This is a genomic window from Streptomyces sp. NPDC005574 (assembly GCF_040605435.1).
GTDB lineage: Bacteria > Actinomycetota > Actinomycetes > Streptomycetales > Streptomycetaceae > Streptomyces.
Genome location: NZ_JBEXCW010000010.1, coordinates 87,180 through 113,704 on the forward strand (window position 1 = coordinate 87,180; position 26,525 = coordinate 113,704).

Sequence of the window (26,525 nt, forward strand, 5' to 3'; positions counted from 1 at the left end):
AACCGGAAGTTTCACCGACCTGACTGGTTTACGACCCCCAGGCGCCCGCCGACGGAACGTTCCGTCGGCGGGCGCTGTCCATACACGGATACCCTTGACATGTGACCGACGCCCAAGACACCGCAGCAGACAGCACACTGCGCACCACCGGAGGCGCCCCTCCGGACGACAGCGGATCTGCTGCGGAGGCGCCGATCCCCTTGCTGGAACCGCGCGAGGGCATTCCGCCCGTGGTCACCGACGAGGACGCCCTCGCCCGGGTGATCGCCGCGTTCGCCGCGGGCTCCGGCCCCGTCGCCGTCGACGCCGAACGCGCGTCCGGCTACCGCTACGGCCAGCGCGCCTATCTGGTCCAGCTGCGCCGCGAGGGCGCCGGGACCGCGCTGATCGACCCCGTGGCCTGCCCCGACCTCTCCGGCCTCGGTGCGGCCCTCTCCGGCACGGAGTGGGTGCTGCACGCGGCCACCCAGGACCTGCCGTGTCTGCGCGAAATAGGCATGGTGCCCACCCGGCTGTTCGACACCGAGCTCGCCGGACGGCTGGCCGGGTTCCCTCGGGTCGGCCTCGGCGCGATGGTCGAGGGTGTGCTCGGCTTCGTCCTGGAGAAGGGGCACTCGGCCGTCGACTGGTCCACCCGCCCGCTGCCCGAGCCCTGGCTGCGCTACGCCGCCCTGGACGTGGAACTCCTGGTCGACCTGCGGGACGCCCTGGAGAAGGAGCTGGACCGGCAGGGCAAGCTGGAGTGGGCCCGGCAGGAGTTCGACGCCATCGCCGCGGCCCCGCCCGCCGAGCCCCGCAAGGACCCGTGGCGCCGCACCTCCGGCATGCACAAGGTGCGCCGGCGCCGGCAGCTGGCCGTGGTGCGCGAGCTGTGGGAGACCCGCGACCGCGTCGCGCAGCGGCGGGACGTGTCGCCGGGCAAGGTGCTCAGTGACGCGGCGATCGTGGAGGCGGCGCTCGCCGTCCCGGCCACCGTGCACGTCCTCGCCGGGCTGAACGGGTTCGGGCACCGCGTCGGCCGGCGTCAGCTGGAGCAGTGGCAGGCCGCCGTGGACCGGGCGAAGGCCCTGCCGGACGCCGCGCTGCCCCAGCCGGGCCAGCCGGTGGCCGGTCCGCCGCCGCCCCGCGCCTGGGCCGACAAGGACCCGGTCGCGGCGGCGCGTCTGTCGGCGGCCAGGGCGGCGGTCTCGGCGCTGGCCGAGCAGCTCGGCATGCCCCAGGAGAACCTCATGACGCCGGACACCGTGCGGCGGGTGTGCTGGGAGCCGCCGCGGGTGGTGGACGCCGAGTCGGTGAGCGCCGCGCTGACCGGGTACGGGGCCCGGCCCTGGCAGGTCGAGCAGGTCACCCCGGTGCTGGTGGCCGCGTTGACCGCACCCGCCCCGCCGGCCGCGCCCGCCCCACCCGAGCCCGAGCCCGAGGCGTAACGGGCGGCCCGGCCCCGGGCCGCCGCCCGGGTGCCGCGCCGCAGGAAGGCGAGGATCGCTCCGGCCGAGATCGTCTCCCAGTGCGCCCCGTAGGGGCCCCGCAGGCGGAACACGGACGTCGAGATCACGCCAAGATCCCCGTCCGGCCCTGCCGGCGATGAGCCACGACGTGCACGGCTTCGGCGCGGACGCGCCCCGGACACTGTTCGGCACGATTACCGGAAGCGACCGGGTACGCACCCGGTGCCGACTCCGGTCCTGACCCCGAGGAGCTCGACGGCTCCGCCGCATGACAGCTCCCGGCAGGACGGTTTCGGGGTGCGGGTGGGTGTGACGTTCGCCGCTCCCGGCGGGGGGACTGGGCAGTCTGGTTACCCACAAGTAGCATGGCGGTGAGCGCGCGCTCAGCGCATGCGTGTCTCAGCAGTGCAGATCCCGCACCCTGGAGGAGAGCCATCGTGCCTCGTACCGTCAGGGACGTCGTCTTCGTCGACGGCGTCCGCACCCCGTTCGGCAAGGCGGGCCCGAAGGGCATCTACCACGAGACCCGTGCCGACGACCTCGTCGTCAAGGCGATCCGGGAGCTGCTGCGCCGCAACCCCGGTCTCGACCCGAAGCAGATCGACGAGGTCGCCATCGCCGCGACCACGCAGATCGGCGACCAGGGCCTGACCCTCGGCCGCACCGCGGGCATCCTCGCCGGACTCCCCCAGTCGGTGCCCGGCTACTCCATCGACCGGATGTGCGCGGGCGCGCTGACCGCCGTCACCGCCACCGCGGGCTCCATCGCCTTCGGTGCCTACGACGCCGTCATCGCCGGTGGCGTGGAGCACATGGGCCGCCACCCCATGGGCGAGGGCGTGGACCCGAACCCGCGCTTCGTCAGCGAGAAGCTGGTCGACGAGTCCGCCCTGTTCATGGGCATGACCGCCGAGAACCTGCACGACCGCTACCCGACCATCACCAAGCAGCGCGCCGACGAGTACGCCGTGCGCTCGCAGGAGAAGGCCGCCAAGGCGTACGCCAACGGCAAGATCCAGGCCGACCTGGTCCCGGTCTCCGTGCGCCGCACCAACGCCGAGGCCGGTGAGACGGGCTGGGGCCTGGTCACCGCCGACGAGCCGATGCGCCCGGGCACCACCCTGGAGAACCTCTCCGGCCTCAAGACCCCGTTCCGCGTGCACGGCCGGGTCACCGCCGGCAACGCCGCCGGTCTCAACGACGGCGCCACCGCGTCGATCATCGCCAGCGAGGACTTCGCCCGCGAGAACGGCCTGCCGGTCAAGATGCGCCTGGTGTCGTACGCCTTCGCGGGCGTCGAGCCGGAGGTCATGGGCTACGGCCCGATCCCCGCGACCGAGAAGGCCCTCGCCAAGGCGGGCCTGTCGATCGAGGACATCAACCTCTTCGAGATCAACGAGGCGTTCGCGGTCCAGGTGCTCGCCTTCCTGGAGCACTACGGCATCGCGGACGACGACGCGCGCGTCAACCAGTACGGCGGCGCCATCGCCTACGGTCACCCGCTGGCCTCCTCCGGTGTCCGGCTGATGACGCAGCTGGCCCGGCAGTTCGAGGAGCAGCCCGAGGTCCGTTACGGCCTCACCACCATGTGCGTCGGCTTCGGCATGGGCGCCACGGTGATCTGGGAGAACCCGCACCACAAGGACGCCGGAGGCGACAAGTGAGCACCGCTGAACTCCTCAAGGGAGCGGCCGAGCTGTTCCCCGACGAGGTCGTGACGTCGGCGCACGTCCGCCACCTCGACCTGCCGTTCGACGCGGGCCGGTTCGCGCTCATCACGCTGGACAACGGCTTCGACCACACCAGGCCCACCACCTTCGGTCCGGCCTCGCTCGCGAACCTCAACACCGCGATCGACCAGGTCGAGAAGGAGGCCGCGGCCGGCGAGATCATCGGCGCCGGCATCACCGGCAAGCCGTTCATCTTCGCGGTCGGCGCCGACCTCAAGGGCGTCGAGCTGCTCAAGGAGCACCAGGACGCGCTGGCCATCGGCAAGGGCGGCCACGAGGTCTTCAAGCGCCTGTCGGCGCTGGCCGTGCCGACCTTCGCGTACTACAACGGCGCGGCCATGGGCGGCGGCGTCGAGGTCGGTCTGCACTGCACCTACCGCACGGTGTCCGCGGCCCTGCCCGCCTTCTCGCTCCCCGAGGTCTTCCTCGGTCTGGTCCCCGGCTGGGGCGGCTGCACCCTGCTGCCGAACCTGATCGGCGCGGACAAGGCCGTCTCGGTGATCATCGAGAACTCGCTCAACCAGAACAAGCAGCTCAAGGGTGTGCAGGTCTACGAACTGGGCATCGCCGACGCCCTGTTCGAGGGCGCGGACTTCCTGGAGCAGTCGCTGATCTGGACGGCGTCCGTCCTCAAGGGCGAGATCGTCGTGGACCGTCCGGTGATCGACCGCGGCGAGGCCTGGGACCAGGCCGTCGCGCGCGGCCGCTTCATCGCGGACAGCAAGGTGCACGGCGCGGCCCCGGCCGCCTACCGCGCCCTCGACATCATCTCCGCCGCCAGGAACGGCGACCTCCAGCAGGGCTACGACGCCGAGGACAAGGCGCTCGCCGACCTGATCATGGGGGGCGAACTGCGCGCCGGCATCTACGCGTTCAACCTGGTGCAGAAGCGCGGCAAGCGCCCGGCCGGCGCGCCGGACAAGTCGCTGGCGCGCCCGGTGACCAAGGTCGGCGTGGTGGGCGCGGGCCTCATGGCCTCGCAGCTCGCGCTGCTGTTCCTGCGCCGCCTGGAGGTGCCGGTCGTGCTGACCGACATCGACCAGGAGCGCGTCGACAAGGGTGTGGGCTACGTCCACAGCGAGATCGACAAGCTGCTCCTCAAGGGCCGCGTCAACCAGGACAAGGCCAACCGCCTGAAGGCCCTGGTCTCCGGTGTCCTCGACAAGGCCGAGGGCTTCTCCGACGCGGACTTCGTCATCGAGGCCGTGTTCGAGGAGATCGGCGTCAAGCAGCAGGTGTTCGCGGAGGTCGAGGCGGTCGCCCCGGCGCACGCGATCTTCGCCACCAACACCTCCTCGCTGTCGGTCTCCGAGATGGCGTCGAAGCTGAAGAACCCCGAGCGGGTCGTGGGCTTCCACTTCTTCAACCCGGTCGCGATCCTCCCGCTCCTCGAGATCGTGCGCGGCGAGCAGACCGACGACGCCTCGCTGGCCACGGCGTTCGCCGTCGCCAAGAAGCTGAAGAAGACCGCGGTGCTGGTCAAGGACGCCCCGGCGTTCGTCGTCAACCGCATCCTGACCCGCTTCATGGGCGAGATCCAGAACGTCATCGACGAGGGCACCCCGGTCGAGGTCGCCGAGAAGGCGGTCGAGCCGCTGGGCCTGCCGATGTCCCCGCTGGTGCTCCTGGAGCTGGTCGGCCCCGCGATCGGCCTGCACGTCTCGGAGACCCTCAACCGGGCCTTCCCGGACCGCTTCACGGTCTCCCCGAACCTCGCGGCCGTCGTCAAGGCGGGCAAGCGCGGCTTCTACGTGTACGACAGCGGCAAGCCCGAGCTGGACCCGGAGGTCGCCGCGCTGCTGAAGCAGGGCGACACCGTGCTCTCCGAGGAGCAGGTGCGGGACCGGGTGCTGGACGCGGTGGCGCAGGAGATCGGGCTGATGCTCGACGAGGGCGTCGTCGCCGAGGCCCAGGACATCGACCTGTGCCTGATCACCGGCGCCGGCTGGCCCTTCCACCTGGGCGGCATCACGCCGTACCTGGACCGTGAGGGCGTGTCGGAGCGGGTGACCGGAAGGAAGTTCCTGGCCCCGGGCACGGCGAGCGTCCCGGCGTGACAGCCTGACGGCTCACAGCGGTGAAGGGGGCTCCCGCCGGTCGGCGGGAGCCCCCTTCCGCGTTTCCCGGACGCCCGCTCAGTAGGTCCCGCCGTAGTACGAGCCGGTCATGGACCCGGCCGAGGCGTTCATGACGGTGAAGGGGACCTGGGTCACCGGCGACTCGACCCCGGAGACGGCCACGCCGAAGACGTCGACGACGTGCGTGCCCTCGCTCCAGGGCCGGCCCGCGTCCCACGACCAGCTGCCGTTCGCGGCGACCGGCGCCCCGCCCAGCAGTACGCCGTTCTCGCGGAAGCCGACCTGTACGGCGCCGCCGGCCGCGCCCGCGAACACCACCCGGGAGTCCAGCACCTGTTCGTGCGCCACGGGCTCCAGCACCATCGGCGCCGACGCGTCCGGGCCGACGGTCGACAGCACCGGCCCCCGGTCCATGACCGGCGCCCGGGGGCCGGCCGGTGCGGTGGCCGCGGCGCCGGCCGGGCCGTCGACCGCCGTGAACCGCACCTCGACCCGCTGCGACTGGTGGCCCGAGGCGTCCACCGCGTAGAGCTTCACCGGGTGGCTGCCCTTGCTCCAGACCCTGCCCAGCTCCCAGGACCAGCTCCCGTCGGGGGCGACGTCGGTCTGGCCGAGGTACTTGCCGTGCTCCCAGGCCACGACCCGGCGGGCGCCGCGCGCGTGACCGGTGAACCGTACGGCGTCCCGGCGCACCTCCGCACCGGACCCCGGCGCCGCCACCGCGGGCGGCGGGAACTCCGCCCCGCGCACCAGCGAGGTGGCGGACAGGTAGGAGGTGATGGCCGAGCGGTCGCGGTCGGGCTCCTCGTAGCCGTTGCGCACGAAGCCCAGGCGCGGGGCGATCCCGTCGATCAGGAAGTTGGCGATGCCCATGAGGACAGGCACGTTGCGTCCGGCGACCTGCGTGTGGTCGGCGATGTGCGGGGAGTCGCTGAAGACCAGGTTGAAGTTCTCGTACTGCTGGAAGAGCCCGAGGAAGGGCTCCACCTGGACCGGGTACTGGTCGTCCTGGGCCGCCGACACCAGATAGATGTTCGCCGCGCGGTTCGCGCCGGAGGCCGCCAGGTCGGGGAGGAGCGAGTCCACCACCCGCACGTTCTCCTCGGGCACCCCCTCGCCGAGCATGTAACGGGCCGTACGGGGATGGACGTTCTTGACGTACGTGCCGATCGAGAACTGCGGCGCGATGGCGACGATGTTCCGGAAGCCGTACTTCAGGCCGTAGTACAGCGCCGCGCTGCCGCCCTTGGAGCCGCCCCACAGGGTGACGGAGTCCGGGGTGAGGTCGAGGGCGCGCATCACGTTGGAGATGAGCGTGACGACGGACTGCTCCAGCGAGAAGTCCATCTCCTTGCACAGGTAGTAGCTGCGGTTGTCGTCGAACTTGTCACGGATCCAGAGGATGTTGGCCCGCAGCTTGTCGAACACGCCGTTGGACCAGCCGTAGTCGCCGGGCGCCGCGAAGTTGGCGAAGACGACCACCAGGTGCCGGTTGCCCTTCTGGGCGTGGGTGAAGCGGTACTCGACCGGGAAGGTCCCGGAGGCTTCGATGCCGTCGAGCAACTGCCGCCCGTTCGAGGGTGCCTGTGACCTGTACGGAATCCACTCTCTGGTTCTGTGACGTCGTGTCGCGAAGTCGGCCGGTCCCCGTGCCCCGCGGCGGCCGCGCCCGCTGGGCCGACCGGTGGGTGCGGGTGCTGCGCGGGGGTGGAAGGGTTGCGTGGCGTCCGGTGGGCGGGGCGGCCATGATGTCGGGATGCTCCCGACACCCGCCCGGCCCGCGCCCGGACCGCGTCCGCGGCGCGCCCGCCGGGCCGTCGCCGTGGCGGCGGTCCTGCTGGGGCTCGCGGCGGCGGTGACGGTCGCGCAGACCGGGGGCGGCGACCGGTCCTTCGCCGCGGCCCGGACGCTGACCGTGGCGACCTGGAACATGTGCGGCGTCCGGCAGTGGAACTGCGCGGACACCGGGAGCCGCGCCGTGAAGCAGCGGGAGCTGAGGCACCTCGCCACCCGGGCCGGTGCCCGGGCCGTCCTCCTCCAGGAGGCGTGCGCCGGTGGCGTGGCGGCGGTGCGCACCTCGCTCGGCCGACCCTGGCACAGCGCGTTCCGGGCCTACACCGAGCGGGACGGCTCGGGCCGCGTCACCACCGTGCGGTGCGCCGGCTCCGGGCAGGGCGCCGCGGGCTACGCGATCCTGGCCGCGTATCCCCTGTCCGACGTCACCGCGGTGCCCTCGCAGCAGCCGACCGTGGGCCTGCGGCGCGGCATCCTGTGCGCCACGGTCGCGGCGCACCACGTCCGGCTGTGCACCGCCCATCTGAGTCCGGCGGGCAGCGACCGGGCGCACCCCGACTGGGAGTTCCGCGACGACCAGCTCAAGGCCCTGGTGGCCGCCGTACCCCGGCGGCGCACGGTGTACGGCGGCGACCTGAACGTCAATCCGCCGGGCGGCGCCAACTCCGCGTCCCGGGTGTGGCCTTCGGCGCCGTACACGATCCACCGGGAGTGCGACCAGAGGTCTGCCTCCTCCCGTGCCGGCCGGGTCACCCATGCCTCCGGGCACAAGCTGGACTACCTGTTCACCGGCCTGCCCAGGCTGCGGTGCACGGTGCGTGACACCGGTGCCTCCGACCACTTCGCGCTGCTGGTGCGGGTGCGGACCGACTGAGCCGGCACCACCTGGGCGCCCGGTCCGCAGCCGCCGGGTGCGGGCGCCCGTGAGCGCCGGTGGTGTTCCGGGGTGGGGCGCACTCATGGGGCGCCGCGGTCGTTCGGCTCGTCCGGACACCGGCGGGGCGCGCGTGCCGCAGTCACACGATCACGTCCTCGACGGGCCTGCCCCCGGCCCCCTGGTTCCGCGGGGTCCGGCCCACGCCGTGCTGGAGCCGCACCGCCCCGAACTGCGCCTGCTGGTCCTGCTGTTCCTGGCCGACGGCAGCGGTCTGACCCGTCGCGGGCCGGGCGTGGGCCGGTGCCCGGGGGGAGCCCGCCGACGCGTACGGCTGCGTCCCGCTGGTGGCTCCGCGGGCCGGTGCCGTCCGGTCGGCGTGCGCGGCCTGGCCGGGGATCGCGCCGATCGTGGCGTCGGCCGGGGCCGGTGCCGGGCGCCACTGGGGAGCGAACCAGTGCTGGGCCTGCCAGCGGATCGGGGTGAGCGGCCGCCCGACGTGGCGGTGGGCGACCGTACCGACCGCGGGAGCCCGGGCGTCTTCCGAGGCGAGGTCGCCGCCGGCCACGAGCATCCGGTCGGCGAGCCGCGCCGAGGCGTAACCGTCGTCGAGGTCGCAGAACTCCTGCTGGAACCAGCGGTAGCGCTCGGCGTACGTCTCCTGGATCCGGTCGATGTCCCGGACCGCGCCGACCAGTTCCTCCGAGGTGGCGAGCAGGGGTCCGGGTGCGCTTTGCTGGAAGTCGAAGTAGAAGCCGCGCAGGGTGTCGCGGTAGTGGTCCAGGTCGTAGGTGAAGAACAGGATCGGCCGGCCGGTGTTCACGTAGTCGAACATCAGGGACGAGTAGTCCGTGATCATGATGTCGGTGATCAGGGACAGGTCGGCCATGTCCGGGTAGTCGGAGACGTCGAAGACGAAGCCGTCACCGGCTCCCGGGACCGGGTCGACCACGTTGGGGTGGCGGCGGACCATCAGGACGTGGTCGGGGCCCAGCCGGGCGCGGGCGTCGGCGAGGTCGATGCGGAAGTCGAGCTTGTACTTGCCGGGGGCGTAGAACTGGTCGTCGCGCCAGGTCGGGGCGTACATGACGACGCGTTTGCCCTCCGGCAGGCCGATCCGGCGGCGGATCTCCTGCTCGCGCCGCTCCATGCCGGGCAGGCGCAGGATGTCGTTGCGCGGGTAGCCGCTCTCCACCATCTCGCCGGGGAAACCGAAGGCCCGCTCGAGGATCGGGGTGGAGAAGCTGTTGGGCGAGACCAGCATGTCCCAGTTCCGCACCTCCTTCTCCACCCGTTCCAGGTAGCGCTGGTCGGCGAAGTGGATGGCCTCGATGTCGTGGCCGATCTTCTTCAGCGGGGTGCCGTGCCAGGTCTGCACGACGATCTGGCCCTCCCGCTTGTGGAACCAGTCGGGCAGGTGGTTGTTGGCGACGACGTACCGGCTGGTGGCCAGCGCCTCGTACCACTGCGGCGACCACATGCGGACGGCCTTCGCCGTGGGCGGCACCTCGACCTGGTCGTCGCGGACCACGAAGAGGTGCTCCAGGTCGACGCCGCGCCGCACCAGTTCCTCGTGCAGGGCGCGCGGGCTGTCGGAGTACTGGGTGCCCTTGAACGCGTCGAAGAGGATCGCCGGGCGCACCTTCGCGCGGCGGGCCGCCGGGTAGGCCTTGGTGCGCAGCAGCTTCTGGCGGTAGGGGCCGCGGGCGTGGTCGGGCATGGCCGAGTGGACGAGGAGGGACAGCCGGTCGTACGCCTCGGCCTGGAGCTCGTAACCGCGTTCGCCCTCCGTGCGGTCCTGCGGGAAGGACTCGACGAGGTCCTGCTCGATCTTCACCGTCAGGTCGTCGAGCCGGTCGTCGCGGGTGACCGCCGAGAGGTCCTGCCGGCGCAGGAAGAAGTCCCAGCGGCCGGCCGCGAGGGGGATGCCGCCGGCGAGGGTCCGCATGGCGGCGGGGGTCAGCACGCTGCGGAAGGTGTTGCCGTCCCACACGAGGGGGACGGCGCGTTCGGCTCCATGGGCGCGCGAGCGGACCACCAGGTGGGCGTCGCCGTACTCCTGGGCGGAGAGCCGGTCGGCGGCCAGGTAGCGGGCGCCTATCTCCAGGGAGCCGTCGTCGCGCCACGTGACGTCCGTCGCGGTGGGCAGGGTGGCGCGCTCGAACAGCACGAGGTAGCCCGAGCCGTTGCGGTGGACCACGACCTCCCGGTCGCCCTCGCGGGTCTGGAGCGAGGCGGGCATGCGGTAGTGCCCGTCCGGCGTCTCCTGGGCCATGACCGGATACATGGTCATCTTGCGGCCCTCGACGTGGAAGGTGGTCTTCCAGCCGTTGCTGCCCATGCTCCAGGACTTGGGGATCTCCGAGCCGGCCCGGGCGTCGGACCGGAAACCCGGCACCAGCAGGCGCAGCGGAATCCGGGCGCTGAAGGAGGACCACCCGTCGCCGCCGGGGGTGAAGTGCGCGCGGGCGTCGTGCTGTCCGGCCCCGCTCATGCTGGTGACCCTCAGCCGGCCCCACTCCGGGACCGTGGGGCCGAGGTAGACACCGCGCAGCTCCAGCTGGTCACCGGTGACACGGTGGCCGGTGATCCGGCAGCGCACGATCTCCACGCGTAGCTTGAGCTTGCCCTGCACGAACACCGGAAGGACACGGGTGTTCTTGTCGACATAGCGGTACGGCGGGTTGGCGGCCGATCCGGCGCCGCCGCGGTCGATGCCCCGGTAGCGGAACAGACCGCGGCTCAGGACCCCGGCCGCCACGTCCCAGGTCCCCTCGACCCACTGGCCCTTGCGCCTGAGCCGGGTGGTGTCGATGCGCGCCTCGAAGCCGGCCCAGTCGTAGCAGTAACGATTCTGCTTGGAGTGCTCGGTGGCCTGTGGCGCGTGGGTGGTCTTCGCCGTGGCGACCACCATCCGGCCCTGCTTCTTGTTCCGCAGGGCGATCGCCTTGACCGACATGTGTTTCTTGTGGACGTTGATGAAGCGGACGTAGGCGGCGCCGGTGAGGGTCAGCAGGTGGCCGTCGTCGCTCCAGCGGGCGCCGTTCAGCGTCCCGTGCAGCGAGAACTCCTTGTCGAGGCGGTAGGCCTTCTTGTCCAGGCCGACCTTGCGGTCCCCGAGGTAGGGGTACTTCAGGTAGCGGTGGAACCGCCGGTGGACGGGCATCGGCCCGCCCTTGCGCTCGAAGTGGACGACCTCCAGGAGCTCCGCCAGCCGCCGGTCGCGCACCAGGAGCCACTTGACCCGGGCGTCGGCGGGCAGTTCGTCGATGATGGTGAGGTCGGTCTCGTCGAGGAACTCGTTGGCCCACTCCATGAACGCCTGCTGGTACTCCTCGTCGGCGTCCGGCAGGACCTTCAGGTGGAGCATGAGGTCGGACTTCAGACAGGCGAGGTCGTACTTGCGCTTGCTGCCCTCGTACTGCTTCGAGCGCCGGTCGGCGAGGAACCGGCTCACCGACCGCACCGCGGCGACACGGTCCCGCAGGTTCGACAGCTCGGTGTGGCGCTGGGTGATCGAGGGGGCGGCGCCGCCGTCCCGCCGGCGCCAGAAGTAGACGACGTCGGTGAGGACGTCGACCTTGGCGGCGCGGAAGTGCGCGTACATGTTGACCCAGGAGTCCTCGTACAGGACGCCTTCGGGGAACGCGATGTGGTGGTGGTCCCAGAACTTCCGCCGGAAGACCTTGTTCCAGACGGTGCGGTCGTAGATCAGCGCGTCGAACTTCGTGATGTGGGTGCCGCGCCAGTTCTTCTGCATCGGGCCCTTGTGCAGCGGGGACTGCCACTTCTTCGTGGAGTTCATCATCTGCACGTTGCCCGAGACGAAGTCCGAGCCGGACTCCTCCAGGGTGCGGACCAGCAGCTCGTAGGCGTACTCGGGGATGACGTCGTCACCGTCGACGAAGGCGAGGAACTCACCGCGGGGGTGCAGGGAGCGCAGACCGGTGTTGCGGGCGTGGCCCGGACCGTGCGCGTGCTGCCGGATCAGCCGAAAGCGCTTGTCCGCAGCGCAGAAGTCGGCCGCGATCCGGACGGAGCCGTCGGTGGATCCGTCGTCGACCAGGATCACCTCGAAGTCACGGAACGACTGGCGTGCGATCGATTCCAGACATTCGGCGAGGTACACCTCGACGTCCTGAAAGGGCACGACAACACTCAGACGCGGATGTTCCGCCAACTCATACTCCTACCCAGACAATTCACCCCCGGGACACCGGCCGGTGACAGCTGGGCCCCCCTGAACGGCGCGCCCGTCCGGCCCCCTTGCCGTCTTGGGCATCACACGCCTCCCTGACCGCGGTCGAGCCCCCTCCACCTGCGGTCACAGGATTGCCACATCTTATGTCGCCTTGACGAATGGTCAAGGTCCGTTAATGACTCGTTCACCTTTTGGACGCACTAAGGCATGGCGCTGGCAAGGGAGATGGGCATGAGTGAGATCCACGTCATATGCCCCGGGCAACCAGTACGCGGCGACCCCGGAAGAATCAGAGCCGGTGCCAGCGGGTCAGGGTGAGGCCGGAACCGTTCTCCTGCCGGGCCACCTTCGGCACCCCGTCGGGACCGATCAGCGCCATCACGACTCGGCCCGCGCCGTCGAGCGCCAGCGCCGGTGCGCCCTGGCACGCCTCAGCAAGCGCGTACCACCAGAGGCCGTCGGACTCCCCCTCGGCGCCGCCCACGCCGAGCACGGCCGTGCCGTCGCCGTCCCGGCAGGCGAGGACCACGCAGTCGTAGCCGTCGACCGACGCGCGCAGCACCCCGTACGGCACCCGGGCCGGGGAGAAGCCCAGGGTGACGGGCCAGCCGCCGGCCCGCCAGGCGGCGGCACCGCCGCTCTCGGCGTCCGTCCAGAAGAACGTGGCCCGCTCGGGCCCGGTCTCCAGGGCGGCCAGCGTTCCCGGCGAGGGGTGCAGCGCGAAGCCGCGGGGACCCGAGAAGTCCCCGCCCGGCTCCAGCTGACGCCACACGAGCACACCGGTCTCGGCGGCGGCGCAGACCTCGACGCGGCCACCGGCGAGGGCGACCGGCGCGGGCAGCGCGTCGATGCCGCCGCCGCGCAGGTCCTCCCAGGCGCGCCACTTGCCGTTCGGGGCCTCGCGGCGCAGCATCAGGCCGCGGTGCGCCCCGCGGGCGAAGACGTGCACGGTGCCGTCCGGCGCGACCGCCCCGGTCGGCGGCCCCAGTTCGCGGCCCTGCTCGCCCTGGTGCGGGTTGCCGAGCGAGCGCCAGTCGGAGACGGCGAGCCCGGTCTGGTACTGGACGGCATGCACGACGTCCACGCTCCGGGAGCCGTCGGCGCCGTTGCGTTCCCGGCGCCCGAGGAAGTGCACGTAGGTGTCGGCGCCCTGCGCCACCGTCAGGTGGGTCAGTCCGGCCACGGCCACGAAGTGCGGGGCGCTCCATCCGGGGCCGCCGCGGGTGGTCTCGGTCCAGCGCAGCAGCCCGCCGTCGGTGGGGGCGTAGAGGCTGAGCCGGCCGTCCCGGCCGAGGGTGAGCCAGCCGCCGTGGGCGGCTCCAGAGGCGACGCGGCCCTGTTCCCGCACGGGGGGAGAGACCGGGCGGACGGCGCCCGCGGAGCCTGCCGACCTTCTCCGCATGGCCTGGTGCACCTTCCTGAAGCCCGCCGCGTCACGGCCGTGGAAACCCTGAAATTCCGCGCCATCATATGCCGCTCGTTCACCAGTTCCCCTGCTGAGCGGGTGGAGCGAACGCGGCCGGGCGGCCTTCCGGAGCCGACTCGTCCGGGATCGGCCGGCTTGTGACCGGATGCGGCTTGTTCGGCTTCTGTTCACGATTCGATCACGATCCGAACATGACCGGTCTGGGATCTGTTTATAGTTCTGGGTCGATCGAGCAGTACGGACCGGCCTCCCCCACCCGAGTCCTCACCACCGCACGCACCGCCGCCCTTTCGGGCACGAACAGCGAGGACCCGGACCAGGATGAGCCATGTCTCGACGCCCCAGGACACCGACGACGACACACCGTCCGGGCGGGCGGGCGGCCGCGGACGCAAGCGCGAGCGGACGGGCCGCCGCCGGGTCGGGAGATGGATCCTGCTGGGCCTGGTCGTGGTCCTCGTGGCCGCCGCCGGCACCGGCTACTGGCTCTACCGGGACCTCGACGGCAACATCAAGGGCGTAGACATCGACCGGGCCATCGGTGACGACCGGCCCGAGAAGCTGCCCACCTCGGGGCAGAACATCCTGATCCTGGGCTCCGACTCGCGCGCCGGCGCGAACGCGGCCCTGGACAAGGCCAGGGTCTCCGGGGCGCGTTCCGACACCGCGATGGTGATGCACATACCCGAGGGCCGCACGCGGGCCGTCGCCGTCAGCATCCCGCGCGACACCCTCGTGACCCGGCCCGAGTGCGAGAAGGCGGACGGCTCCACCGTGGCCTCCGCCAAGCGCGTGATGTTCAACTCCATCTACTCGCAGGTCGGTCCGGCCTGCGTGGTCAAGACCGTGGAGCAGATCTCCGGGGTCCGCATGGACCACTACGTCGAGATCGACTTCGCCGGCTTCAAGGGGCTGGTGGACGCCATCGGCGGGGTCACCGTCACCGTCGACCAGGACATCCACGACAGCTCCAGCGGCCTGAACCTGACCGCCGGGACACACCGGCTCGACGGCACCCAGGCCCTGCAGTTCGTCCGCACCCGGCACGGCATCGGCGACGGCAGCGACCTCGGACGCATCGGTCTCCAGCAGCAGTTCATGATCGCCCTGCTGGGCGAGATCAAGAAGCAGGACCTGCTGGGCAGCCCCACGAAGACCTACAAGATCGCCGACCAGCTCACCACGGCGCTCACCACCGACTCCGACCTCGCCTCGCTCACCAAGCTCGCGAAGTTCGGGCGCAGCCTGAACGGGGTCGACCCGTCGAGCATGGAGACGATCATGCTCCCGGTGGCGTACGACAAGATCGACCCGAACCGGGTGGTGGCCGCCGAGCCGCAGGCGTCGACCCTGTGGAAGGCGCTGCGCAACGACACGCAGATCCCGGAGTCGGCGAAGAAGTCCCCGGCCACGGGCGGGAGTTCCTGACCTCCGGGCCGCACCGGCGGGCACCGGTCCGTGCGGCCCGGCGGCTGGACGGAGCGCAGGCGACCCGCCCACCCGGCGGAGAACCGTCCGCCCGGGAAGGTGACCGGCCGTGCACCCCTCCGCCCTCCGTCCGGCCCCCTCAGATCTCCCGCCACGCCTCCAGCGCCAGCCCCGGCTCGTCCTTACGGCGGGTCAGGAGCAGGCGGCCGGTCGAGGGGGACAGCGTGGCCGCGACCACCCGGCCGTCCTCGTCGAGCGCCGTCGACACCTCGGCGTCCGCGGGGAGTTGTGGCCCGGACTCGGCCCACCAGGCGCCCGCCGACTCCTGCTCCGTGGGGTACGCGGCGAAGGCGACCCGGCCGCTCGCCGAGCGCTGGGCCAGCAACGTGCAGTCGTAGCCGTCCAGTTCACAGCGGACGGCGGAGACCGGGCCGGGTCCGGCGGCGGTGAGCAGGGGGACCGGGGCACCGCCCGGACGCCAGGCGCACAGCTCGCCGGAGTCGTCGGTGAAGAAGAGGGTGGTGCTCCGCTCGGAGGTGGCCAGCGCGCGGAGCGTGCCCGGGCGGACGGCCACCTCCATCGCCTCCTCCAGGACCGGCTGGCCGCCCGGCTTCTCCTGCCGCCAGTGCAGGACGGCGCCGGGGACGGCCGCGTACACCTCGACGCGCCCCGACTCACCGGTCACCGCCGCCGGCTCGTCATGGACGTCCCCTCCCTTGAGGTCGCGCCAGGGACCCCAACCGCCCTTCTCCTTCTGCGCGAGCATGCTCAGCCCACCGCCCTTGTTGCGGACGAAGACATGGGCGCGACCCTCGTCGTCCACGGCGACGGCCGGGGTACCGGTGCGCTCGCCCTTCTTGTCGGGATGGCCGACGGGGTTCCAGTCCAGGGCGGCGAGCCGCGGCCGGAAGTGCGTGGAGTGGACGAGGCCCGACTCGCCGGACACGGTGGGCCGCCAGGCGACCAGATGGGCGTAGCCGTCGCTGCCCTGCCCGAGCGCGAACCCGGCGTGCAGCCGCTGGTCACCGCCCACCCTCCGGGGCGGGGCCCACGGGCCGCCCGGGCCGCGCTCCGCCCGGCACAGGACGGCGTCGCCCGAGGGCAGATAGACACTGAGGCGGCCGTCTCGGCCGCGCGTGAGCCAGTCGCCGTTCACCGGATCACTGTATGCCGGGGCCCCGGCGCCGCCTTCGTGCGGGGCACCCCGTGCGACCCTTGCCCCATGGACGAGTCCCCGGCCGAGAACCCTCCGCTCCTCGTGGTCGTCGACGCCGCGAACGTCGTCGGATCGGTGCCCGACGGCTGGTGGCGGGACCGGCGCGGGGCGGCGGAACGGCTCCGGGACCGGCTGGCGGCCGACGGACTGCCCGAACACGAGGGTCCGGTGGAGATCGTCCTCGTGGTCGAGGGCGGCGCCCGCGGAGTGGAGTCCGTACCCGGCGTACGGGTCGAGTCCGCGCCCGGCAGCGGCGACGACCACATCGTCGCCCTGGTCGCCGGGGCCGCCGGGCGTCCGGTGCTCGCGGTCACCGCCGACCGCGAACTGCGTCGGCGGGTGGGCGAGTTGGGCGCACGGGTGACGGGACCGCGGACCGTCAGGCCGTAGCGGGCCGTCCACCGCGCGGTGTTCTACGGTCCGGTACCGGCCCGCCCGCCCCACGTGCCGCCCGTGACCCGTGCCGTGCCCCCGGGGTCCTACGGCTCGGGGCTCCTCCCCCGCCGGACACGGCGCGGCCCCACACGCTCCGCCGGGGCGGGGGTGCGGGGCCGGGTGCCGGGCGGCGCGGTTACTCGGTGGCCGAACCGGCCGGGGTCCTCTCCCCCCGGGCCAGCCGGCTGTGGGAGCGGCCGTAGAGGAAGTACACGGCGAAGCCGATGACCATCCAGATGCCGAACCGCAGCCAGGTCTCGGCCGGCAGGTTCAGCATCAGCCACAGCGAGGCGAGCACCGACACGATCGGCAGGAACGGCACCAGCGGGGTGTGGAAGGAGCGCGGCAGGTCGGGGCGGGTCCTGCGCAGGATGACCACACCGATGGCGACCACGATGAACGCGAACAGCGTGCCGATGTTGACCAGTTCGGCGAGCTCGCTGAGGCTGGTGAAGCCGGCGAGGATCGCGATGATCACACCGAGCAGGATCGTCGGCCGGTGCGGGGTCTTGAACCGCGGGTGGACCTGCGAGAAGAAGCGGGGCAGCAGGCCGTCGCGGCTCATCGCGAAGAACACCCGGGTCTGGCCGAGCAGCAGGATCATGCAGACCGTCGTCAGGCCGACGGCGGCGCCGAAGCTGATGAAGCCCGAGAACCAGGGATGCCCGGTGGCCTTGAAGGCGTCGGCGAGCGGGGCGTCCACGGACAGCTTGGTGTAGTGCTGCATGCCGGTCACGACGATCGACACGGCGACATAGAGCGTGGTGCAGATGAGGAGCGAGCCGATGATGCCGCGGGGCATGTCGCGCTGCGGGTTGTTGGTCTCCTCGGCCGCGGTGGCCACCACGTCGAAGCCGATGAAGGCGAAGAAGACGACGGAGGCGGCGGTGAAGATGCCCATCACGCCGAAGTTGGACGGCGCCCAGCCGAACATCAGCTGGATCAGTGGGGACTTGAGGCCGCCGCCCGCCGGCACGGGCTGGGCCTTGGGGATGAACGGGTGGTAGTTGTCGCCGACGACGAAGAAGGCGCCGGCGATGATCACGACCAGGACGACGGTCACCTTGATGGCGACCACCACGGCGGTGACGCGCGCGGAGAGCTTCGTGCCGACCACCAGGATGCCGGTGAGGACCAGGACGAGGGCGGCCGCGAGGATGTCGAAGCCGAAGCCGTTGGCCCCCTCCCGTCCGGTGAGCGCCGCCGGCAGGTGCCAGCCGGCGTTGTCCAGCAGCGAGGCGATGTAGCCGGACCAGCCGACCGCGACCACCGCGGTGCCGAGCGCGAACTCCAGCACCAGGTCCCAGCCGATGATCCAGGCGGGCAGTTCCCCGAGGGAGGCGTAGGAGAAGGTGTACGCGGAGCCGGCCACCGGGACGGTGGAGGCGAACTCGGCGTAGCAGAGCGCGGCGAGCGCGCAGACGACCCCGGCCACGACGAAGGCCAGGGCCACGGCGGGGCCGGCGTTGTTCTTGGCCACCGTGCCGGTGAGGACGAAGATGCCGGTGCCGATGATGACGCCGACGCCGAAGACGGTCAGGTCCAGCGCGGACAACGATTTCTTGAGCGCGTGCTCTGGCTCCTCGGTATCGAGGATGGACTGCTCGACCTTCTTCGTCCGGAAGAGGGTGCTGGTCACGGGCGTACCTCCCACGCTGTGTCGTCCTCGACATGATCGAGAGGGGGCGTAATCCGTATGCCCCGGCACGGCCGGATTCACGCAGACGGGCCGCTTCTACCACCCTTCGTGGGGGTAGAAGCGGCCCGTTCGGACGCGTCGCCCGGCGTCAGTCGCGCGCGGACTCCACCGAGTCGACCTCGGCCGCGGCGCTGCCGTACCGACCGTCCAGCCGGGAGACCAGGCCGGTGACCTGGCGGGCGATGTCGGGGGCGGTGAGCCCGATCTCGGCCATGACCTCGGCCCGGGAGGCGTGATCGAGGAAGCGCGGCGGGATACCGAAGTCACGCAGCGGGACGTCGACGCCCGCGTCCCGCAGGGCCTGGGCGATCGTCGAGCCGACGCCGCCGACGCGGGAGTTGTCCTCGACGGTGACGACCACGCGGTGCCGCTCGGCGAGCGGGGCCATGGCCTCGTCGACGGGCTTGACCCAGCGCGGGTCGACGACAGTGGTGGTGATGCCCTGCCGGTCGAGCAGGCCGGCGATCTCCAGGCACATCGGCGCGAGGGCGCCCACCGAGACCAGCAGCACGTCCGGGGTGTCGGTGCCCGGCTCGCGCAGCACGTCCATGCCGCCCACCCGGCCCACGGCGGGGACGGCGGGGCCGACGGCGCCCTTGGAGAAGCGGACCACGGTCGGCGCGTCGGTGACCTGCACGGCCTCGCGCAGCTGGGCGCGCACCTGGTCGGCGTCGCGCGGCGCGGCCAGTCTGAGGCCGGGGACGACCTGGAGGATCGACATGTCCCACATGCCGTTGTGGGAGGCGCCGTCGGTGCCGGTGACGCCGGCCCGGTCCAGCACGAACGTCACTCCGCACCGGTGCAGGGCGACGTCCATCAGGACCTGGTCGAAGGCGCGGTTGAGGAAGGTCGCGTACACCGCGAACACCGGGTGCAGACCGCCCGCGGCGAGGCCGGCCGCGGAGACGGCGGCGTGCTGCTCGGCGATGCCGACGTCGTACACCCGCTCCGGGAAGGCCTTGGCGAACTTGTCGAGGCCGACGGGCTGGAGCATGGCGGCCGTGATGGCGACGATGTCCTCGCGCTCCCGGCCCAGCTCGACCATCTCCTGGCCGAAGACGCTGGTCCAGTCGGCGCCGGAGGTGGCGATCGGCAGGCCCGTGTCCGGGTGGATCTTGCCGACGGCGTGGAAGCGGTCCGCCTCGTCCTGGAGGGCGGGCTGGTAGCCGCGGCCCTTCTCGGTGAGGCAGTGCACGATGACCGGGCCGCCGAAGCGCTTGGCGCGGGCCAGCGCGGACTCCAGGGCCTCGATGTCGTGGCCGTCGATGGGGCCGACGTACTTCAGGCCGAGGTCCTCGAACATGCCCTGCGGGGCGATGAAGTCCTTCAGGCCCTTCTTGGCGCCGTGCAGCGTCTCGTACAGGGGCCGGCCGACGACCGGGGTGCGTTCCAGGAGGTCCTTGCCGCGGGCCAGGAAGCGCTCGTAGCCGTCGGTGGTGCGCAGGGTCGCCAGATGGTTGGCGAGGCCGCCGATGGTCGGCGCGTAGGAGCGCTCGTTGTCGTTGACGACGATGACCAGCGGGCGGTCCCGGGCGTCGGCGATGTTGTTGAGCGCCTCCCAGGCCATCCCGCCGGTGAGGGCGCCGTCACCGATGACCGCGACGACGTGGTCGTCGCGTTTCAGCACCTGGTTGGCCTTGGCGAGGCCGTCGGCCCAGCCGAGGACCGTGGAGGCGTGCGAGTTCTCGATGACGTCGTGCTCGGACTCGGCCTGCGAGGGGTAGCCGGAGAGGCCGCCCTTCATCTTCAGCCGGGAGAAGTCCTGGCGGCCGGTGAGCAGCTTGTGGACGTAGGACTGGTGGCCGGTGTCCCACAGCACCTTGTCCCTCGGCGACTCGAACACCCGGTGCAGCGCGATGGTGAGCTCGACCACGCCGAGGTTCGGGCCGAGGTGGCCGCCGGTCTTGGAGACGGCGTCGACGAGGAAGGTCCGGATCTCCTCTGCCAGCTGGTCCAGCTGCTCCAGGCTGAGCCGGTCCAGATCGCGCGGTCCCCTGATGCGGGTCAGCAGCGGCACCCGTGCCTCCTTGCAGTAGAGCTGATCGAGCTGTTGCCGGGCCTGTCGAGTCTAATGTTCCGCCTTTGTGCCCTGCGCCCGGGCGGTGCGTCGTACGTCACGCGATCGGCTGTACCCACTATGCGCCTCACCTACGACATGACTGTTGCCCGGTACCGAAGAGGTACCGGGCAACAGTCATGTCCTTCCGGGGCGCGGCGACCCGCGCGACCGGCCACGACGGGCCGCCGTGCCACGGTTTCCCGCGGCCCCTCGGCGGCCCGACAAACCCGCTTACGCGCGGCCGGAGGCCTTCTGGCTGCGACGCGACACGGAGTCGATGACGACCGCGCCCAGCAGCACCGCGCCGGTGATCATGTACTGGATCGAGGTGTTCATGTTGAGCAGGTCGAGTCCGGTCTGGATGGACTGGATGACCAGCATGCCCAGCAGGGCGGACCAGACGGTACCGCGACCGCCGAACAGGCTCGTACCGCCGATGACCGCGGCGGCGATCGCCAGCATCAGCGTGTTGCCGCCACCGGCGTTCAGCGTGGCGCTCTGCGTCTGCCCGGCGAAGAACATGCCGCCGACCGCCGCGAATCCGCCGGAGATGGCGAAGACGGTGATGCGGATCATGGACACGTTGATACCGGCACGGCGCGCGGCCTCGATGCCGCCGCCGACCGCGAAGACCTTGCGGCCGTAGGTGGTACGGCGCAGCACGAAGTCCACGATCACCAGCGACGCCAGGAAGATCACCAGCGCGTTGGACACGCCGGCGGCCTGGTTCAGGACGTACGCCGAGACGAACGCGGCCACCGCGAGGGCGCCGACCCGCAGCGCGATCTCACTGCTGGGGCGGAACGGCACCCCGGCGGCCCTGCGGCGGCGCTGGTCGATGATCGAGCCGACCAGCATGGACGCGACACCGAGGCCGGCCAGCAGGTAGGCGCCGATGACGGCCTGGTCCATGAAGAACGAGCTCTGGCCGAGCAGGTGCACCGGACCCGTGTCCGGGATGTTGATGGTGCCGCTCGCGCCGAGCAGCCACAGCATCAGGCCGTTCCAGCCGAGGAAGCCGGCCAGGGTGACCACGAAGGCCGGGACGCCGATCCGGGCGAAGAACCAGCCCTGCAGGGCGCCGATCAGGATGCCCGTGACGATCGTCAGCAGCAGGGCGAGCCAGGCGTTCATCCCGTGGTTGACCACGTAGACGGCGAACAGCGTGGACGCCAGACCGCTGACGGAGCCGACCGACAGGTCGATCTCACCCAGCAGCAGCACGAACACCAGGCCGATGGCGAGCATGCCGGTGGCCGACAGGTAGTAGCTGATGTTGGAGAGGTTGTCGGCGCTGAGGAAGCGGTCGTTCTGCAGCTGGAAGATCGTCCAGATGACGATCAGTCCGACGACCACCGGCAGCGAGCCGAGCTCGCCGCCCTTGACCTTGCGCTTGAACTCCGTCAAGTAGCCCTTGAGGCCCTCTTCGCGGATCAGCAGACGAGGGTCGACGACCGTGACGGGCGCGGCCGTGGGGTCGTCGGCGGGAGCGACGGTCTCCTGGACCGCCTCCGGGTCCTTCTTCACGGTTTTGGACGTGTCGCTCACTTTGCCGCCTCCGTGGTGCGACGCCCCGCACGGCGGGTCACGGCGTTTTCCGTGGCACCGGTGATCGCGGCGATGATCTCTTCGTGGGTGGTGTCCTTCACCGGGAAGGAACCGTTGTTCTTGCCCAGGCGCAGGACGGCGACGGTGTCCGCGACCGCCTTGACGTCGGCCATGTTGTGGCTGATGAGGATGACGCCCAGGTTGCGCTCGCGCAGCCGCTCGACGAGGTCGAGGACCTGCGCGGTCTGCTCGACGCCGAGGGCGGCGGTGGGCTCGTCGAGGATGACGATCTTCGGGTCGCCGATCAGCGCGCGGGCGATGGCGACGACCTGCCGCTGACCGCCGGAGAGGCTCGCGATCGGGATCCGGACGCTGGGGATGCGGATGGAGAGGGTGCTCAGCAGTTCCCGGGCGTTCTTCTCCATGCTGACCTCGTCGATGACACCGCGGTGCAGCAGCTCACGACCGAGGTACAGGTTTCCGACGACGTCGAGGTTGTCGCACAGGGCGAGGTCCTGGTAGACCGTCGCGACGCCGAGTCCCTGGGCGTCGTGCGGCCTGTTGATGCTGACGGGCTTGCCGTCCCACTCGATGACGCCTTCGTCGATCGGGTGCACACCGGCGATCGTCTTGACGAGAGTGGACTTTCCGGCGCCGTTGTCGCCGACCAGTGCGACCACTTCTCCGGCGTGGACCTCCAGTTCGACATCGGTGAGTGCCTGTACCGCACCGAATCGCTTGGAGACTCCGCGCAACGCCAGCACGGGCGTAGCGGACACGTGAACCATCTCCTTCGCCGCCTGACCGGCGGGGATGCCGCGCTTGTTCGAAAGACGCGGAAAGTTGTGCCCGAGGGCACCGATTTACAAGATGAACATCGCGCGACCGGTGCCGTTTGGCAACGGCCGAGCGGCCCTTGGGGCCGCTCGGCGCCGGTCATGCTTCCGTCCGGCGCCCGCCCCGCAGCGGGGTTGAGGTGGGGCGGGCGCCGGACAGGCTCTGCCTGCCGCGGGGGCGGGTCCGGGGACCCGCCGGGAGCGGCTGGTTACTTCAGGCCCGCCGACTTGCAGGCCGCGGCGTACGCCGAGGTGCAGATGTCCTGGACGCTGTAGAGACCGTCCTTGACGACGGTGTCCTTGATGTTGGCCTTGGTGACCGAGACCGGGGTCAGCAGCTGCGAGGGCACCTTGTCGCCGGAGCCGCTGGTCAGCGTCTCGGTGGCGAGGCTGGAGATGCTCTTGCCCTGGAGCAGGTCGACCGCGAGCGTGGCGGCCGCCTCGGCCTCCGGCTTGAATGCCTTGTAGACGGTGCTGGACTGGGTGCCGGCGACGATGCGCTGGATACCGGCGAGTTCCGCGTCCTGACCCGTCAGCGGGATGCCGGCGATCTTGGCACCCTTCAGCGTGGTGGCGATACCGCCGGCCATGCCGTCGTTGGCCGCGTAGACGCCGGCGATGTTCTTGGCGCCGAGCTGCGTGATGGCCGCGGACATCTTCTGCGCGGCGACCGTGTCCTTCCAGAGGCCGGACTGCTCGTAGGCGATCTTCACCTTGCCGTCGAGGGCTTCGTGGGCGCCCTTCTTGAACTGCGCGGCGTTCGGGTCGGCGTCGTCACCGTTGATCATGACGACCTTGGACTTCGGGGTGGCCTTCGAGCCCAGCGCGTCGATCAGCGCCTGACCCTGGAGCTTGCCGACCTCGACGTTGTCGAAGGAGACGTACGCGGAGACCGGGCCCTGGGCGAGGCGGTCGTACGCGACGACCTTGATGCCCTTGTTGACCGCGGCCTGGATGGAGGACTTGATCGCGGCCGAGTCCTGGGCGCTGATCACGATGACCTTGACGCCCTTGGTGATCATGCTGCTGACCTGCTGGGCCTGCTTGGCCGAGTCGGCGTTGGCGTTGGCGTACTGCACGGTGCAGTCCGAGCAGAGCGCCTTGACCTTGTCCACGAAGTACGGCTTGTCGAACTTCTCGTACCGCGCCGTGACGCTGTCGGGCAGGAGCAGGCCGATCGACTTGTTGTCCGAGCCGCTGCTGCTGCCGCTGCCGGAGTCCTTGCTGTCGCCGGCCTTGCCACAGGCGGCGATCGAGACGGCCATCGCGGAGGCGATGACGGCAACGGCTGCACGACGCATATGCGTGTTCACTTCAGAAACCTCCCTGACGAGGCCGCGTCGTTGCGGCCGAGGTGGCTGGAAGTCTTCTCGGGCACGCGTGCGACGTCAAGAAGTAAATACTTAACGAGATGGCAACGGCGTCGTGCGTTCTCTAAGTGAAGGCAGGGGTCGCCATCGACAGCGTGCCGTCCAAAAGGGTCGAATCACCCATCTCGCTGAGCGCGAGAGCGAGCGCTCCGAGCACCTCCGCACGACCCCCAAGTGCCCCCGGGAGAACGGACAGTTGACGCGCCGCACTCGGGATCGCGTAGCGGCCGACAGACTCCCTGATCGGCCCGAGCACCAGCTCACCGGCCTCGGCGAGATCACCACCCAGGACCACTCGGCTCGGGTTCAACAGATTGCAGAGATTGGCGACTCCACTGCCGATGTGTCGGCCGACGTCGGCGATCACGCGACGGCAGCCCGGGTCCCCGTCCCGCGCCAGCCGCACGACGCCTTCCATCGTCAGGTCGGTGCCGTGACTGGACTGGAGGAGTGGCAGCACATAGCGTGCGGCCGCAAAGGTCTCCAGGCAGCCCCGGTTACCGCACCGGCAGACGGGACCGGATTCGTCAAGTGTAATATGTCCGATTTCTCCCGCAGTGCCGCCGGGCCCGCGATAGATCGTCCCGTTGATCACCAGACCTGCGCCGACACCGCTGGCGACCTTGATGTACGCCAGGTCGCGCACGCCCCTGCCACTGCCCCAGACCAGCTCTCCCAGGGCGCCGAGGTTGGCGTCGTTGTCCACGTGAACGGGCACGCCGAGGCGCCCTCGCAGCTCTTCGGCGGGTTTGGTGCCGATCCAGCCCGGCAGGATCGCGGAGGAGCCCAGCGACCCGGACTCGACGTCGATCGGGCCGGGCACGCCCAGGCCGATGCCGGCGATTTTCGACCGGTCCACCCCCGTTGCTGCGATCAGGCGATTGACCAGCTCCTCCGCCCGGTCGAAGCCCTGGGTCGAGGACGCGTCCACGTCCAGCGGCTCGGACTCCTCGGCCAGCACCTGGTGGGCGAGGTTCCCGATCGCGACGCGCAAATGCGTGTGGCCGAAATCGACACCTATGACGATGCCCGCGTCCCCGCTCAGGGAGACGCTCCTCGCCCGCCGGCCGCCCGCCGACGTGGGCGTGACCTCGACGGTTCCGCCGTCCTTGAGTTCGCGCACGATGTTGGAGACGGTCGCGGCGGACAGGCCCGTCGTCCGCGCGATCTCCGCCTGCGTGAGGGACCCGGCCAGCCGCACGGCTCGTACGACCCGCTCCAGGTTGGCTCGGTGCAGCGACGACTGCGACCCTGGAGTCTCCACGACGACCTCCTGCGCGCGGGACCGCTTCGATGAGGCCCCGTCTATGTCCAACAAGTGAACTCTAAGCTGAGCCGTTCGGGTTGCCTCCCGTCAAGAGGTTGAACCGGATCGGGGGCCCGGGACACGTCGGCGCACGCCGTCACCCGAGCCGGGAACGGCGTGCGCACGCGGGGTCGCTCAGAGCTTTCTACTTGAGGGTGGCCGAGGTGAGTCCCGCCTGCACCTGACGCTGGAAGGACAGGTAGACCACCAGCATCGGGATCATCGCGATGGTCACGCCCGCGAAGAGAACGGGCAGGTCGGAGGCGTAGCCCATCTGCTGCTGGAGCTGGATGAGGCCCTGGGTGAGGACGTAGCGCTCGGGGTCGTCGCCGCTCTGCGGCTGCATCAGGACCGTGGGCAGGATGAACTGGTTCCACTGCCCCAGCACGTTGAAGATCCCGACGCTGATCAGGCCCGGTTTCGCCATCGGCAGCATCACCTGGAAGAAGGTCCGGGTGTGCGAGGCGCCGTCGAGGACCGCCGCCTCGAAGACGGCCGACGGCAGGGTCCGGAAGAAGGCGTGCATGAAGAACACCGTGAACGGCAGCGAGTAGGCGACGTACACCAGGATCAGGCCCTGGTAGGTGTTCAGCATGTCCAGCCGCTTGACCATGAAGAACAGCGGGACCAGGGCCAGGAACACCGGGAACATCGCGCCCGCGACGAAGAAGTAGTAGAGGAAACGGTTGCCGGGGAAGCGGTAGCGGGCGATCACGTAGGCGGCCATCGAGCCGAAGAGCATCGTCAGCGGCACCGAGAACGCCAGCACGAGGACCGTGTTGAGGAAATAGTCGCCGATGCCCTTGCCCCAGGCCCGCGAGAACACGTCCAGCGACCAGTGCTGCGGCCAGCCGAAGGCCGAGCCGCCGATCTGCGCGTCGGTCTTGAAGGAGCTGAACACCAGCCACAGCAGCGGCAGCACGATCAGCAGGGCCCACAGGGCGAGGAAGCCGTGCGAGAAGGCGTTCAGTACGACGCCCTCGCCGCGCCGGGTGCCGGGCCGGGCCGGGCCCCCCTGCGCGGACGGCCGGACGGGGGCCTCGGTGGGCTCCTTGATGGGTGCACTCATCGTCGTCG

Annotated in this window: 17 protein-coding genes and 2 pseudogenes; 7 read left to right on the plus strand and 12 right to left on the minus strand. The window is 70.9% G+C overall.

What is annotated here, in order from left to right; all coding sequences use genetic code 11:
* The first annotated feature begins 101 nt into the window (after positions 1-101).
* Positions 102-1,427 (plus strand): ribonuclease D, encoded by a 1,326-nt coding sequence (locus tag ABZT03_RS10100; protein ID WP_356036160.1) that lies wholly within the window; start codon positions 102-104, stop codon positions 1,425-1,427.
* 50 nt (positions 1,428-1,477) lie between these two features.
* On the opposite strand, the pseudogene ABZT03_RS10105 reads toward ABZT03_RS10100, so the two are convergent.
* Positions 1,478-1,564 (minus strand): annotated as a pseudogene (locus ABZT03_RS10105) (carbohydrate ABC transporter permease); the annotation flags it as partial.
* 5 nt (positions 1,565-1,569) lie between these two features.
* Here ABZT03_RS10105 and ABZT03_RS10110 point away from each other — a divergent pair.
* The 3 genes and pseudogenes from ABZT03_RS10110 to ABZT03_RS10120 all read left to right on the plus strand — a co-directional run.
* A pseudogene (locus ABZT03_RS10110) lies at positions 1,570-1,715 on the plus strand (LacI family transcriptional regulator); the annotation flags it as partial.
* A 170-nt stretch (positions 1,716-1,885) separates the two neighbouring features.
* Complete coding sequence (locus ABZT03_RS10115; RefSeq protein WP_356036163.1) at positions 1,886-3,112, plus strand: acetyl-CoA C-acyltransferase; 1,227 nt, start codon at positions 1,886-1,888, stop codon at positions 3,110-3,112.
* Positions 3,109-5,235 (plus strand): 3-hydroxyacyl-CoA dehydrogenase NAD-binding domain-containing protein, encoded by a 2,127-nt coding sequence (locus ABZT03_RS10120; RefSeq protein WP_356036165.1) that lies wholly within the window; start codon positions 3,109-3,111, stop codon positions 5,233-5,235. The genes ABZT03_RS10115 and ABZT03_RS10120 overlap by 4 nt, the downstream gene beginning before the upstream one ends.
* 78 nt (positions 5,236-5,313) lie before the next feature.
* Here the strand turns inward: ABZT03_RS10120 and ABZT03_RS10125 are convergent, their stop codons facing one another.
* A complete protein-coding gene (locus tag ABZT03_RS10125; RefSeq protein WP_356036168.1) occupies positions 5,314-6,819 on the minus strand; it encodes a hypothetical protein in 1,506 nt (501 codons plus the stop codon).
* A gap of 193 nt (positions 6,820-7,012) precedes the next feature.
* On the opposite strand from ABZT03_RS10125, the gene ABZT03_RS10130 reads away from it, so the two are divergent.
* Complete coding sequence (locus ABZT03_RS10130) at positions 7,013-7,924, plus strand: endonuclease/exonuclease/phosphatase family protein (protein ID WP_356036171.1); 912 nt, start codon at positions 7,013-7,015, stop codon at positions 7,922-7,924.
* Between the two features lie 142 nt (positions 7,925-8,066).
* On the opposite strand, the gene ABZT03_RS10135 is transcribed toward ABZT03_RS10130, so the two are convergent.
* Together ABZT03_RS10135 and ABZT03_RS10140 are read right to left on the minus strand one after the other, a co-directional pair.
* Positions 8,067-12,104, minus strand: a complete 4,038-nt coding sequence (locus ABZT03_RS10135; protein WP_356036174.1) for a bifunctional glycosyltransferase family 2 protein/CDP-glycerol:glycerophosphate glycerophosphotransferase — start codon at positions 12,102-12,104, stop codon at positions 8,067-8,069.
* Positions 12,105-12,414: 310 nt separating this feature from the next.
* Entirely contained in the window at positions 12,415-13,473 is a 1,059-nt protein-coding gene (locus ABZT03_RS10140; protein ID WP_356036177.1) for a hypothetical protein, read from the minus strand.
* A 399-nt stretch (positions 13,474-13,872) separates the two neighbouring features.
* Here ABZT03_RS10140 and ABZT03_RS10145 point away from each other — a divergent pair, with 399 nt between their 5' ends.
* Positions 13,873-14,979, plus strand: coding sequence for an LCP family protein (locus tag ABZT03_RS10145; RefSeq protein ID WP_356036180.1), 1,107 nt, complete (start codon positions 13,873-13,875; stop codon positions 14,977-14,979).
* A gap of 139 nt (positions 14,980-15,118) precedes the next feature.
* On the opposite strand, the gene ABZT03_RS10150 is transcribed toward ABZT03_RS10145, so the two are convergent.
* Positions 15,119-16,135 (minus strand): hypothetical protein, encoded by a 1,017-nt coding sequence (locus tag ABZT03_RS10150; RefSeq protein WP_356036183.1) that lies wholly within the window; start codon positions 16,133-16,135, stop codon positions 15,119-15,121.
* Positions 16,136-16,201: 66 nt separating this feature from the next.
* Here ABZT03_RS10150 and ABZT03_RS10155 point away from each other — a divergent pair, with 66 nt between their 5' ends.
* Positions 16,202-16,585: an NTP pyrophosphohydrolase gene (locus ABZT03_RS10155; RefSeq protein ID WP_356036186.1), complete on the plus strand. Its 384-nt coding sequence runs from the start codon at positions 16,202-16,204 to the stop codon at positions 16,583-16,585.
* A 181-nt stretch (positions 16,586-16,766) separates the two neighbouring features.
* Here the strand turns inward: ABZT03_RS10155 and ABZT03_RS10160 are convergent, their stop codons facing one another.
* The 7 genes from ABZT03_RS10160 to ABZT03_RS10190 all read right to left on the minus strand — a co-directional run bounded on the left by ABZT03_RS10160 (position 16,767) and on the right by ABZT03_RS10190 (position 26,517).
* A complete protein-coding gene (locus ABZT03_RS10160) occupies positions 16,767-18,269 on the minus strand; it encodes an amino acid permease (protein WP_356036190.1) in 1,503 nt (500 codons plus the stop codon).
* Positions 18,270-18,417: 148 nt separating this feature from the next.
* Entirely contained in the window at positions 18,418-20,346 is a 1,929-nt protein-coding gene (gene dxs, locus ABZT03_RS10165; RefSeq protein WP_356036193.1) for a 1-deoxy-D-xylulose-5-phosphate synthase, read from the minus strand.
* A 273-nt stretch (positions 20,347-20,619) separates the two neighbouring features.
* Positions 20,620-21,936, minus strand: coding sequence for a sugar ABC transporter permease (locus tag ABZT03_RS10170; protein WP_356036196.1), 1,317 nt, complete (start codon positions 21,934-21,936; stop codon positions 20,620-20,622).
* Positions 21,933-22,724, minus strand: a complete 792-nt coding sequence (locus tag ABZT03_RS10175; protein WP_356036199.1) for an ATP-binding cassette domain-containing protein — start codon at positions 22,722-22,724, stop codon at positions 21,933-21,935. The genes ABZT03_RS10170 and ABZT03_RS10175 overlap by 4 nt, the downstream gene beginning before the upstream one ends.
* Positions 22,725-22,981: 257 nt before the next feature.
* The gene (locus tag ABZT03_RS10180; protein ID WP_356036202.1) at positions 22,982-24,073 is read right to left on the minus strand and encodes a substrate-binding domain-containing protein; all 1,092 of its coding nucleotides are present in this window, start codon (positions 24,071-24,073) and stop codon (positions 22,982-22,984) included.
* A gap of 133 nt (positions 24,074-24,206) precedes the next feature.
* Entirely contained in the window at positions 24,207-25,406 is a 1,200-nt protein-coding gene (locus tag ABZT03_RS10185) for an ROK family transcriptional regulator (RefSeq protein ID WP_356036205.1), read from the minus strand.
* A gap of 187 nt (positions 25,407-25,593) precedes the next feature.
* On the minus strand, positions 25,594-26,517 hold the full coding sequence (locus ABZT03_RS10190) for a carbohydrate ABC transporter permease (RefSeq protein ID WP_356036208.1): 924 nt from the start codon (positions 26,515-26,517) through the stop codon (positions 25,594-25,596).
* Positions 26,518-26,525: the final 8 nt, after the last annotated feature.